Genomic DNA, 12,808 nt, shown 5'->3' with positions numbered 1-12,808 from the left:
ATACTAAAATAGGCTCTAATGTAATAATGGAGCGGGATTAAATATAATCCCACCCCAACTATTGACAAAGAGCCAAATAAATAGCAATACAAGAAAACTTATCATGATTCTTGTATTGCTATTAAACATAATTAAAGCCTAGCCATCAATAAAGCGAACAAAATGATTTTTCACTTCTTCAAACTTATCCGTTAAAGGGGCATGGCCTGCATCATCAATTACAGCAAGTTCAGCAAGCTCTCCTAGATTTTCTTTTGTATATAATGCATCCTTGAGTGGTACGACTAAATCCTCTTTACCATGAATGATCAATGTTGGAATATTAATTCTTTCAACTAGACCATTACCTTCAACAACTTCATTATGTTCCTTTGAGATATTAAAATGCGTTAGTGCGTAATAAACATCTACATTATTTCTTTGATTCAACATTTCTTCTAAATAGCCATCGTAACGTTCAGCTGGGGGTTGATTTAAATTATAAATGACGTTATCCCAGATTTTCTTAAAAAACTGTTTATCACCATTTTTCTGTGCATTCAATAAAGGTTGAATCTGTTGCGTGTCAGCATGCATCTCTTCTCGGGTAATAAAATAACCAGGTTCATTACTTTTTCTGTTTGATGGTTTCTTATATATTTTAAGCCCCTTAATGCCAACAGATTGAAACAAAATTAATTTCTTAGCAACATTAGGATAATTAATAACGTACTCCATGGATACACCACCACCGGTTGACCACCCAGCTAAAGTAAAGTTTTTTAGTTTAAGGCTTTGAATAAATAAATGCAGGTCATGGGCAAAGTCTCTAAGACACGAAATGGGTTTATTATAAGAAGACATACCAAAACCTCTTAAATCAAGTGCATAAATTTTATATTTTGGGGCTAATTCCTCCATAAGAATATCCCAGTGTCTTGATGAGGATAAATTTCCGTGAACAAGTACAAGGGTTTCAGGTCCAGATCCACATTCACGATAACCTAATATTTCACCGTTTGATAATTCTATTGTACAAGGTTGTATATTATTCAACATAGTCTCACTCCTTAGATGTGTTTTTGTAAAAAACATGCAAGAAGTAAGCCAATGAAATTAATCACCTAGTAGAATACTCAAGTCAAGTAGTTCTCGTTGAAGGTCTAAAAGTTTATTTTTTATTTTGTCATAATCCTTATCAAGTAGTTCTGGATTCCAAAAGCGATCAGTTTTTAAAACTAGACTTTCAAATTGTTCGTAAACTTTTTGTAGTTCTTCTTTAATATTTTCTTTTCTTTGAACTGGTTCTAATATCTCTCTGGAAAATTCAGTAGATCCATTAGAAATCTGATAGACATAGCCAATGTTGGGAGTAATTGTTTTAATATTAAACCTTTCCCGTAGCATCTTTGCAAGCGTCTCTGTAGATGCTTCCTCACCATGCACTAAGAAAATTCTTTTTGGTTTTCTTTTTATCTTATCAACCCAACTGAGTAATTCTTGTTGATCCGCATGCCCTGAGAAGCCTTCGATCGTATGTATATTTGCAAGTACAACAATTTCTTCACCCAGTAATTTTACTTTTTTAACCCCTTCTTGAAGAAGTCGTCCTAAGGTGCCATTGGCTTGGTAACCCACAAAAACAACACTATTATTTGCTTTCCATAAGTTGTGTTTCAAATGATGACGAACACGACCGGCGGTACACATACCACTTGCAGAAATTACAACCTTTGGGTAATTAGTATCATTCAGACGCATAGATTCCTCATGGCTTTTAATAAAGTATAAGTTCTCAAAGGAAAAAGGATTATCACCCTTTAAGATCATTTGACGGGTTTCATCATTAAAACAGTAAGCATTTTCTTTAAATACTTCTGTTGCAGCCGTTGCCATAGGACTATCAATATATATTGGAATTTTCATATGGGCTTCAAGATCTTTTTTGTATTCATAATATTTATTTAGTTCGTAAATTAGTTCTTGAGTACGGCCAACAGCAAAAGAAGGAATGATTACGGAGCCACCCCTTAAGACTGTCTCATTAATAATGTCCATCAGTTTTTCGGTTCTTTTTTCACGGTTCTCGTGTAATCTATTTCCATAAGTTGACTCCATTATAAGATAATCCGCATCTTCGATGATCTCTGGATTTTTAATTAAAGGTTTATCTGTCATACCTAAATCACCGGTAAAAACAATTTTTGTTGTACTTTTATTTTCAGTAATCCATATCTCAATAATAGAAGAACCTAGTATATGACCTGCATCTCTAAAACGAACTGAAATGTCTTCGTTAACACTTATTTTTTGATTATAAAGAGCCGATTCAAAGTACCTTAAACTTGCCTCAGCTTCTTCAACTGAATATAAAGGAGAGATTAATGGTTTACCGGCACGCTTACGTTTCCTATTTTCCCAATTCACATCGGATTCTTGGATATGAGCACTGTCAACAAGCATAATTTCAGACAATTCCTTCGTTGCCTTCGTGCATAGAATTTTTCCATTAAAACCTTCTTTTACGAGTTTAGGAATACGACCACTGTGATCAATATGAGAGTGACTTAAAAAGAGGTAGTCGATATCTTTTGGCTCAAATTCAAAGGGGAGTTGATTTAACGACTCTAGTTCCTCACTGCCTTGAAATAAACCACAGTCTAATAAAACATTGTACTTATCTGTTGTTATTAGGATGTTGGAACCGGTAACGACTTTTGAAGCACCTAAAAAATGTATTTTCATAGTTGACCCTCCTAATATAAGTATATTTATTTTATACCCAAAAACACTTTATATCATATAAACTATTTTTAAAATCATATTAAAATACTAATTGAACAAAATATTATAAGATTTATTAATAAAATTTTTTTTGGTCAAAAATTTAAAAGGTAAAATTGTCCTATTTTAGAACGAAAAGAAAAATATATGATATAATAGTAAGCAAGATATTATTCATTGAAGTAGAAAGTGGTGATTACATGATTTCTTCTTTAGATCTCATAGTTAGATTAGTAGTAGCATCGCTTCTTGGTGGTCTTATAGGTTTTGAGAGAGAAGTAAATAATAGACCTGCCGGGTTTCGTACGCATATATTAGTTACTTTAGGATCTTGTTTGATTATGATCCTTTCTATATACGGTTTTGTGGGTTTGGGACCAGAAGGTAAAGGTGGTGAACCAGCTAGATTAGCTGCGCAAGTAGTAAGTGGTATTGGGTTCCTTGGTGCAGGTACCATCATGAGAGAAGGAATGAATGTTCGAGGGCTCACAACTGCAGCAAGTATCTGGATCAGCGGAGGGATTGGTTTAGCAATAGGCGCGGGATTTTATGTGGCAGCTGTTGTTACAACATTACTTTCATTAGCCTCATTGACAAGTGTGCAGTTAACGAATAAACGGCTTTCAAAAATGAAACGTTATTCCGAAGTAGAAATTAAAGGGATTGGTCGACCGGGATTAGTTGGCGAAATTGGAATGGTTTTCGGGAAACACTATATAAGCATAAAAAATATCCAACTAGAAAATTATGCAACATCGGAAGAAGATATGTATGAAGAAAGTATTCAAATAAATTTTTACATTATTACACCTGTAAAACTTGAAAAACATAAAGTATGCAACGATTTAGGTAAAATTAAGGGTTTAAATTCAGTAGTATGGGACGATGTAAAAGTTATAAATCACAAATAAAAAAATACTCTCATAGGGAGTATTTTTTTTTGCATATATGTGTGTGATAAAAATACAAAATCTGATTATTTAGATAAATAATTGAATTATTTATTGACATAGCATTATTTGGTATTGTAAAATGAAGATAACATCGAATGTGTCATAAATGTCGATGGTTAATTACATATATTAATGAAATTATAAAAAAAAGGAGGAATACATATGGCAAAAAGAAAGAACATGAAGTGGAAAGTTGCACTGACATTAGTATTAACATTTATGTTAGCAATAGGAGGTGTGCTCCCAGGTGCGTCGTTAGAAGCTGATGCCTTTCATTATACTGAGGCAAAGATGTATCCACTACATTTATTAAATTCTTATGAAACTAGTGTAACTTATGGACTTGCGCCAGGAACTGTTATGGTTATGTATCCGGGAAGTAATAGAACAGTATATACATACTCATGGGCTGAATATTTAGTAAGAACTAATCAAGTAGGAACTGTGGTTATGGCTGGTGTAGGAAGTAGTTCTACTGGTACTGCTGCAATGGCAAAACAAGTAGCAAACGAACTGGGTCAACCTGTAGCTGGGATTGTTTCAGGTTGGGGAGATTCGACTATTTGGTATTATGGACCACAAGGATATTATGTAGGACGTCCAAATAATATTGATGGTACATATTATAGTAATGCAGCATCTTATAAACTGTATTTATTGTATCGTAATGGTGCACGCCCTCATAGAGTAGTTGGACACAGTAAAGGTAGTATGGATTCAGCAAACGCATTTTTCAGATTAAGAAATGAAGGAAGAAGTTGGATGTTGGGTCAAACTACATTTATCTCTTTAGGGATTGGCGTGAATAGCCCTAATGGACTAGCAAACTATAGAGGATATTTAGGTACTGAGGACAGTCTTGGATATGATAATACAACAAACTTTAATAATTTAATAATGGTAAATGGAAGCGATCACCACTTAAATGACAGGTATTCACAATACCTACCTTTAACTAGTGGTATGTTAGCTAGATAAATAGATAAATAAAATAATTTAAAAATCAAGACAGGATTCATATTGAATTCTGTCTTGATTTTTATTTATATAGTATAAAATGTCTAATCCTCAGTTAAATAGATTGATAAAAAGAGAAATAAAAGATAAACTATAGTTATACCAAATTTTACAAAGGGGATTAGAAAATGATTGATACAAAAATCCTTATTCTAAAAGAAAAAAATGTGATTGTAACTAAACCGATAAAAAATGTATTAAGAAATCATGGTTACGAAGTGGTAGATGAGACATGTATTAGCCACGAAGTAGAAAAAACCATACATAAATCAAGTCCTAATATTATTTTATTATATACCTCAGAAAAGGAACAGTTATCTGTAGAGGGATGTTTTAAAATTAAGGAGTATAGCAAAAAAATTGGAGCCAAAATTTTAACTATAGTCCATAATAATCAGCAGAAAAAGAAAATATTGATGGAAGCTGACATTGACGATTATTTAGTTGAACCATTTGATGATCATGAACTTATCTATAAAATAAAGAAGTTAGAAAAAGCAGTAAAATTACAGAAAAAATTAGAGCAGTCAAATCAAGCACTTGAAGAAAGTATTTCAACGATTAAAAAACAAAGAAAAGAACTGGATATTAACTTATCTTTAGCAGGGAAAATTCAAGAGGCTTTGATTCCAAAAACAATTGGAAACATACCAAATTGCTCTTTTGAATGGAACTTTCAGCCTTCAGGAAGAGTCGGAGGAGATATTTTTGATGTATTTATGCTAGATGAGGAACATATGGGGTTGTATATGATCGATGTTATGGGACATGGAATGGCATCTTCTATGCTTGCCGTTGCATTATCCGAGTTTTTGATTATTGATGTAGATAGAGGATCCCCTTTAAAAAAGAAAAAAGCGACACCGCCATACTACGAGATTGTATCACCAAAAGAGGTTATAAATTACTTAAATAAAAGGTTTCCCTATGCAAAATACAAACACTACTTTACTATCTTTTATATGATAATGAATGTTAAGACAGGGGAAGTAAATTATGTAAGGGCAGCGCATCCTGAGCCAATCTTAATCAAAAATAGTGGTGAGACCACTGTTTTAGATGCCTATGGAACACCAGTAGGTTTTGAGTTCTCTGAAGACTATGAAGAAAAAACCCTATATTTAGATTCAGGAGATAGCTTAATGATCTATACAGATGGATTATTAGAATTAGAAGATAAAAATGGACAAGTTTTTGAACAAGAAAATCTGATTAAATATTTACAAAAACAAATGACTGAAAACAGTTATCATTTAACTTCTGAACTAAATCAAATGGCAAGAAAAAATTTATTAACTGATGATTTAACAATTCTAGAGATGAAGTGGGTTAAATTTATCTAAATAAGGAAATTGCATAATTAAATTTACTGGAATAAATATAAAAAATATACCTTCCCTGCTTCGAATTTGTCGACTTGTTTTTTTATGATAAAATAAGTGATACAAGTCAACAAATGTGGCGCGACCTCAGGTGACATTTTTTATATTTATTCTTAAACCTTTATAGTGTAATTATGCAATTCTAACAAATGAGAAAATGACTTAATTATTAATAAGTTTTAAATTATGCAACTACGATATATCACTGAATTTATTTGATTGTTATTTACATAAACATCAAATTCATGTAAAATCACTATATTAAAAAGAGATAATTTATATAATAAATCAATTAAGGAGGACATTCATGAAAAAAAGTTTAGAAGAATTATTATCTGAGCCAATACTTTACACTTTTCCAGTATGGACTCATGAGAAAGAGACGCTTAAAAAGCTTCTTGAGGCACATCCATCCATACAGTTCGTATCTTTTGGAGCTATAGATTTAAGGGGAAATAACACCGATGAAAAAATACCGGTGTCAATATTCTTAGAAGACATTGACAATTTTTTAACAGAGGGTGTACAGACAGATGGATCAAGTGTTATGCTTCATGAAATCGCAACACTAAACAATGCAAAAGTTGATTTAAGACCAGATTTAGATGTGAACTGGTTTGTAGATTACAATTACGAACATATTTATGAAGAAACCGGACTACCAGTAGGAACATTACGCATACCAGCATTTCTAGAACATGATGGTAAAATGGTAGATTCAAGATCTGTTTTAAAAAGATCTATTAAATACTTTGAAGAAGAAATTAAAATGCTATTAAGAAGCAACCCTGAAATTTTAAAAGAGTATGGCATTTCATCCTTTGACGAAATCGATAAGGTAAATTTGACGACTGCAACTGAATTGGAATTTTGGGTTAGAACGCCTCAAGACAAAGCAAATGAAGAAAAACTAACAACCTCTGAGTCGCTTAAGGAACAGTACTGGAAACGAACAAAAGGGACCGTAAGAACAGCATTAGAAGCGTCTATTATGCTAATGGACAAGTATGGTGTAGAACCGGAAATGGGGCATAAAGAGGTCGGAGGAATTACTGCAAAAATTGGTGTTACCGGTAAGCTAAATCATGTTATGGAGCAGCTAGAAATTGATTGGAAATATGATGAGGCAATGCAAAGTGCAGATAATGAATTGTTTATACGAGAGTTAATTGATGAAGTTTTCGAACTACATGGCTTACAGGTTAAATTCCAAGCAAAACCTATTGAAGGTGTAGCTGGTAGTGGTGAACACACCCACATGGGCGTTAACGTAAAACTTAAAAATGGAAAGTACGTTAATATATTTGCGCCGCAAGATATGAAAAAAGATTTCCTTAGTGCTATGGGTTGGGGAGCTTTTATGGGGATGTTAAACAATTATGAGGTAATAAACCCTTTTGTTACCTCATCTAATGACGCATTTAACAGATTAAAGCCTGGTTTTGAAGCGCCGATCTGTACTGTTGGCTCAGTGGGACATGTGCCAGAAAATCCATCAAGAAATCGTACAGTATTAATTGGGTTAGTGAGAGATATGGGTAATCCATTAGCTACAAGATTTGAACTACGGTCACCAAACCCAACAACAAATACTTACTTAACAGTAGCTGCTTCATATCAAACCATGTTAGATGGAATAAAAGCAGCGGTAACAAGCAATATGGCTAGCAAACAACTTGAAGCAGAATTTTCAAAAAAAGCAGGGGAAGAGAAGTATTATTTAGATAATGAAAGACAATTTAGAAGTGAAGAAGATGTGTATGAATTGCCAGAAGAAGAGAGAAACAAATTATTTGGCACACCCCCGGCAACAGTGTGGCAAAATGTAAATGGATTTAGAAATAGTGAACACAAAAAACAAATATTACTAAAGGGTGGCGTTTTTACAGAGGCTATAATAAATTCATATATGATTGCAACAATAGATCAATGGGAAAAAGAATTAGTTGGGCGAATCATTATTAACAATATGAAGCTAATAAGAAATCTATGTAAATTACATGATACTGAAAATGTAACAGATCTAGATGTTGTTAATTGGGAAAAAATAAAAAATCTGAGAAATTACTTAATGAAGGATAGCTTAGAAAATAAATCTTTATTTACAAGAATAAGAGAAGCCGTAGAAATTCAGGACTATGATACTGCCTCAAGTCTTCAAATTGAAATGTCAGATAAAATTACTTGCCTAAAGCAACTGTATGCTGCCTACAGAAGAAATTTGCTTGAAGAAGTAAATGGTTATAGCGATACAGAGAGAATACATTAAATTATATAAATTGTATTTAAGATAGAGATACGTAGCGTATCTCTATCCTTTTTTATATAGTAGGAAAATTCTACTTTTCTACTATAAAAACAGGGTTTGTGGAGGATGAAATTTCCTGCGGTACTAGTAAGGTGCTCAGACAGTTTTGTTGTTATTGGGAAAACTTGGGTTTCCTAGCGAGAGTGGCGTGAGCCACTTATTTTAAATCTATTGATTTAACTTGTTTTTTTAGGGTATAATTACCATATAAATAAATTTAACTAAAAAATAGGGGGGAAATATATGTACATACGAAATGCACAAGAAAAAATTGAAACCGTAAAAAAAATGTTAGACGGAAGAAAGATTCAAGAAGAAAAAAATAACGAAAGAAAAAAAGGTATCACAAAGGGCTTAATAGCAGGAACGGTTATCGGTGGATTAGCCGGACTTTTCTTTGCGCCGGATAAAGGAGAAAACACTCGTAAAAAAACAAAAGAGGAGTTATCCAAAGTTAAAGATCAACTTCAAACCAATTTTGCTGAGGGGAAAGAAAAACTTACAGAAATATATGCTGATCAAAAAGAGATAGTAGAAGATAAACTAATTATCCTTAAAGATAAAGTAAGTGGGACATGTAATATATATAGTGATGAAGAAGTATGCACAATGGAAGATGAAGAAGAGAATAACTAATAAAGGTGGGTTATAATGGAGGTAACAGTTAATTTAAATACAATACTTTGGTTAATATTAACGGTACTTGGCGTTGGTGTTTTAGTCGTTATTTTTACAGCAGTTCAAAAATTGAATGAAACTTTAAAAATAGTACAAAATATTTTAACAAAAAATGAAGAAAATATAGATGAAAGTTTAAAGCGTATTCCAAATGTACTTTCAAATGTAGAAGAAATTACTACTGATGTAAATGAAGAAATGAAACATGTAAAAAATGCTTTTAAAAATATTGATGATACAGTAGAATATACAGCTTCAGCAGTACAAGGTGTAAACGAAGATATTATAGAACCAATCCGTGATCTGTTGGGAATCGTTAGTTTAATTGCTGATGTGTTTGGGAAACCTAAGAAAAAAGGAATTTTTAAAAAATAATAAATAAAGATAGTAAAAATGATCTACACAAACAGTGTAGATCATTTATTTTATAGATTAAGTGTTGTATACTAAATATGTATACAAAAAAAGCATTTGAGAAAATATTCTGAATAGTATATAATGAATAAATATACATATATTTTTATAAATATTAGATAGGAGTGGGAGTATGATTCGAGCGGGTATAATAGGCGCTACAGGATTTGTAGGAGCAGAACTAACAAGGTTAATAGCAAATCACCCTGAGGTAGATATTGCTTTTTTAGATTCAAGAACATATAAAGATAAAGAATTTGGGAAAGTTTATCCAAACATGTTAGACATTATAACTGAAAAATGTAGTACCGTAAATATGGAATATGATTTAGAAAATATTGACATTTTATTTTCAGCCTTACCCCATGGACTAAGCCAATCTGCTATTAAGCATGCTTTGTCAAAAGGGGTAAAAGTTATTGACTTATCAGCAGATTTTAGGATCGATGATGTGGATACATATGAAGCTTGGTACAAAGTAGCACATACCGCAAAAGAAGAACTAAAGGATGCGGTATATGGATTATGCGAAATTAATAGAGGGAAAATCCCGAATGCCAAATTAATCGCAAATCCAGGGTGTTATCCGACAAGTATTATATTAGCCTTATATCCTTTATTAAAAGAAAAAATAATAAGCGATCAAGATATACCAATAGCAGACTCAAAATCTGGAGTTTCAGGAGCAGGCAGAACACCTTCAGAAGGGAATCTATACGCATTGTGTAATGAAAACATGAAAGCCTATGGTATAGGAAGCCACAGACATACACCAGAAATTGAACAGGAACTATCAAAAGCTGCTGGTGGGGAAATGTTTATACAATTTACACCCCATTTAGCGCCAATGACCAGGGGCATCCTTAGTACAATCTACGTTAAAAATTTAAAAGGATTAGATTATGATGCAATAAAATCTGTTTACAGTAAATATTACGGGGAAGAACCCTTTGTAAGAATACTAGATAAAGATGTGTATCCTCAAACGAAAGCTGTATATGCATCGAACTATTGTGATATTGGATTTAAAGTAGATGAAAGAACAAAATCAATTATTATCGTTAGCGCCATTGACAATTTAGTAAAAGGTGCTGCAGGGCAAGCCATACAAAATATGAATATTATGTTTGGTATTGATGAAACAGAAGGGCTAAATCATGTTCCAATTTTGCCTTAAAGTGGGGGGATTTAAATGAAAAATTATAAAATAATAGAGGGCGATGTAACCTCTCCTAAAGGATATAAAGCAAGTGGAGTGCATACTGGCATAAAAAAGAAAATGAAAGATATGACTTTAATCCTTAGTGATGTTATGGCTAGTACAGCTGCCCTATTTACTACGAATAAAGTTTGTGCAGCGCCAGTTACGGTGTCACGGGAGCATATAAAAAACAAAAAAGCACAAGCAATTATTGTAAATAGTGGTAATGCTAATGCTTGTACCGGTGATCAAGGTCAAAAAGATGCCGAGAGCATGGCAGAAAAAACAGCAGAAGTGCTAAACATTCCAAAAGAAGCTGTTATTGTGTCTTCTACAGGGGTTATTGGTGTTAGTATGCCAATGGAAACCGTTATGAAGGGAATTGAAACCGCAGCAGATGCTTTAAGCTATAATGGGGGGCAAGACGCAGCGGAAGGAATACTAACGACAGATACTGGTAAAAAAAATGTTGCAGTAGAGGTTGAAATAGATGATAAAAAAGTAACAATAGGTGGTATCGCCAAAGGATCGGGAATGATACATCCTAATATGGCAACAATGCTAGCCTTTGTAACAACAGATGCAAATATAGATTCAGAATATTTAGATCAGCTACTAAAAGATGTAACGAAGGATACATACAATATGATTTCAGTTGATGGCGATACTAGTACAAATGATATGGTGTGTGCCATGGCAAACGGATTAGCTGAAAATGAAACAATAACAGCAAAACACAAGGATAAGGAAAAGTTCATTGAAGCATTTAAGTATGTACACGAATATCTAGCCAAATCTATTGTAAAAGATGGTGAAGGCGCAACAAAATTTATAGAAGTAACCGTAAAAAATAGTGCAACAAAAGAAGACGCAAGAAAATCAATAAAGAGTATTTTAAACTCCAGTCTTGTAAAGACAGCTATATTTGGTGAAGACGGAAACTGGGGAAGAATCGTTTGTGCCATAGGTTATTCAGAAGCTAATTTTACCATAGAAAATACAGATGTTACCCTTGAGAGTGAAGGTGGTCGTGTAACCATTTTTGAAAAAGGTCAAGGAACAGACTATGAAGAAGACGACGTAGCCGAAATATTAAAATACAAAGAAATAAAAATTTTAGTAGATTTTAATGAAGGGGATGAATCAGCAACAGGATGGGGCTGTGATTTATCTTATGACTATGTTAAAATAAATGGAGCGTATAGAACATAGGAGGAAGTAAAAATGGAGATGACACCCTGTCAAAAGGCAGACGTACTTATAGAGAGTCTGCCATATATAAAATCTTTTCATAATGAGACAATCGTTATTAAGTATGGTGGTAATGCCATGATTAATGAAGATCTAAAGAAAACAGTTATAAGAGATATTGTTCTTATGAAATACGTAGGCATGAATCCAGTTGTCGTACATGGCGGTGGACCAGAAATTACTGAAATGCTAAAAAAGTTAGGTAAAGAAACCAAATTTATAGATGGATTAAGAGTAACAGATGAAGAAACGATGTACATTACAGAAATGGTATTGACAGGTAAAATTAGCAATCAAATTGTTTCTTTATTTAATCAAAATGGGATTAAATCTATTGGTATAAATGGAAAAGACGGAAATACCATACAAGCAAAACAAAAAGATCCTACTTTAGGATTAGTGGGTAAAATAGAATCAATCGATACAGATTTAATCAATACAGTTATTGAAAAAGGTTATATACCTGTAATATCTCCTATAGGTATAGGAGAAAACAGCCAGTCTTTTAATATAAATGCAGACGAAGTTGCAGGGAACTTAGCCGCGGCCCTTAATGCAAAGAAGATAATACTTATGACAGATGTGCGCGGCGTGATGAAAGATGCAAACGACGTTGACAGTATTATACCCCGTATAAAATCAGATCAAATTATGGACTTAATTCATGGTGGCGTAATAAAGGGTGGTATGATACCAAAAATAAAATGCTGTCTTGAAGCTGTAACAAACGGTGTGGAGAGCGCTCATATTATTGATGGAAGAAAGCAACATTCTATACTATTAGAAATATTTACAGATGATGGTATTGGAACGATGATTACGGATGCATAAAGGAGGAAAA

The 12,808-nt window shown here is 33.0% G+C and carries 11 protein-coding genes; 9 read left to right on the top strand and 2 right to left on the bottom strand.

What is annotated here, in order from left to right; genetic code table 11:
* Positions 1–138: 138 nt before the first annotated feature.
* The gene (gene phaZ, locus RH915_RS10405; protein ID WP_310479885.1) at positions 139–1,038 is read right to left on the bottom strand and encodes an intracellular short-chain-length polyhydroxyalkanoate depolymerase; all 900 of its coding nucleotides are present in this window, start codon (positions 1,036–1,038) and stop codon (positions 139–141) included.
* A 57-nt stretch (positions 1,039–1,095) separates the two neighbouring features.
* On the bottom strand, positions 1,096–2,724 hold the full coding sequence (locus tag RH915_RS10400; RefSeq protein WP_310479884.1) for an MBL fold metallo-hydrolase: 1,629 nt from the start codon (positions 2,722–2,724) through the stop codon (positions 1,096–1,098).
* Between the two features lie 155 nt (positions 2,725–2,879).
* Between RH915_RS10400 and RH915_RS10395 the strand changes: the two genes are divergently transcribed.
* From RH915_RS10395 to argB, 9 genes are all read left to right on the top strand, one after another.
* Entirely contained in the window at positions 2,880–3,674 is a 795-nt protein-coding gene (locus RH915_RS10395; protein WP_310479883.1) for an MgtC/SapB family protein, read from the top strand.
* Positions 3,675–3,878: 204 nt separating this feature from the next.
* Positions 3,879–4,694 carry a hypothetical protein gene (locus tag RH915_RS10390; protein ID WP_310479882.1) on the top strand — a complete coding sequence of 272 codons (816 nt, stop codon included), beginning with the start codon at positions 3,879–3,881 and terminating at the stop codon, positions 4,692–4,694.
* A 167-nt stretch (positions 4,695–4,861) separates the two neighbouring features.
* Entirely contained in the window at positions 4,862–6,076 is a 1,215-nt protein-coding gene (locus RH915_RS10385) for a SpoIIE family protein phosphatase (protein ID WP_310479880.1), read from the top strand.
* Between the two features lie 346 nt (positions 6,077–6,422).
* Complete coding sequence (locus RH915_RS10380; protein ID WP_310479879.1) at positions 6,423–8,384, top strand: glutamine synthetase; 1,962 nt, start codon at positions 6,423–6,425, stop codon at positions 8,382–8,384.
* 282 nt (positions 8,385–8,666) lie between these two features.
* Complete coding sequence (locus RH915_RS10375; protein WP_310479878.1) at positions 8,667–9,059, top strand: YtxH domain-containing protein; 393 nt, start codon at positions 8,667–8,669, stop codon at positions 9,057–9,059.
* 15 nt (positions 9,060–9,074) lie between these two features.
* Entirely contained in the window at positions 9,075–9,476 is a 402-nt protein-coding gene (locus tag RH915_RS10370) for a hypothetical protein (protein WP_310479877.1), read from the top strand.
* A 172-nt stretch (positions 9,477–9,648) separates the two neighbouring features.
* A complete protein-coding gene (gene argC, locus RH915_RS10365; RefSeq protein ID WP_310479876.1) occupies positions 9,649–10,692 on the top strand; it encodes an N-acetyl-gamma-glutamyl-phosphate reductase in 1,044 nt (347 codons plus the stop codon).
* Between the two features lie 15 nt (positions 10,693–10,707).
* Positions 10,708–11,928: a bifunctional glutamate N-acetyltransferase/amino-acid acetyltransferase ArgJ gene (gene argJ / locus RH915_RS10360; RefSeq protein ID WP_310479875.1), complete on the top strand. Its 1,221-nt coding sequence runs from the start codon at positions 10,708–10,710 to the stop codon at positions 11,926–11,928.
* Between the two features lie 12 nt (positions 11,929–11,940).
* A complete protein-coding gene (gene argB, locus RH915_RS10355) occupies positions 11,941–12,798 on the top strand; it encodes an acetylglutamate kinase (protein WP_310479874.1) in 858 nt (285 codons plus the stop codon).
* Positions 12,799–12,808: the final 10 nt, after the last annotated feature.

Source organism: Serpentinicella sp. ANB-PHB4 (assembly GCF_031432315.1).
In the GTDB taxonomy this organism is placed as follows: domain Bacteria; phylum Bacillota; class Clostridia; order Peptostreptococcales; family Natronincolaceae; genus Serpentinicella.
This window is presented reverse-complemented; position numbering and strand designations above follow the sequence as displayed.

What these genes read in the sequence shown, in the direction of transcription:
- phaZ (WP_310479885.1), bottom strand. Translation starts at nt 1,038, where the DNA reads ATGTTGAATAATATACAACCTTGTACAATAGAATTATCAAACGGTGAA.
- RH915_RS10400 (WP_310479884.1), bottom strand. Translation starts at nt 2,724, where the DNA reads ATGAAAATACATTTTTTAGGTGCTTCAAAAGTCGTTACCGGTTCCAAC.
- RH915_RS10390 (WP_310479882.1), top strand. Translation starts at nt 3,879, where the DNA reads ATGGCAAAAAGAAAGAACATGAAGTGGAAAGTTGCACTGACATTAGTA.
- RH915_RS10385 (WP_310479880.1), top strand. Translation starts at nt 4,862, where the DNA reads ATGATTGATACAAAAATCCTTATTCTAAAAGAAAAAAATGTGATTGTA.
- RH915_RS10380 (WP_310479879.1), top strand. Translation starts at nt 6,423, where the DNA reads ATGAAAAAAAGTTTAGAAGAATTATTATCTGAGCCAATACTTTACACT.
- RH915_RS10375 (WP_310479878.1), top strand. Translation starts at nt 8,667, where the DNA reads ATGTACATACGAAATGCACAAGAAAAAATTGAAACCGTAAAAAAAATG.
- RH915_RS10370 (WP_310479877.1), top strand. Translation starts at nt 9,075, where the DNA reads ATGGAGGTAACAGTTAATTTAAATACAATACTTTGGTTAATATTAACG.
- argC (WP_310479876.1), top strand. Translation starts at nt 9,649, where the DNA reads ATGATTCGAGCGGGTATAATAGGCGCTACAGGATTTGTAGGAGCAGAA.
- argJ (WP_310479875.1), top strand. Translation starts at nt 10,708, where the DNA reads ATGAAAAATTATAAAATAATAGAGGGCGATGTAACCTCTCCTAAAGGA.
- argB (WP_310479874.1), top strand. Translation starts at nt 11,941, where the DNA reads ATGGAGATGACACCCTGTCAAAAGGCAGACGTACTTATAGAGAGTCTG.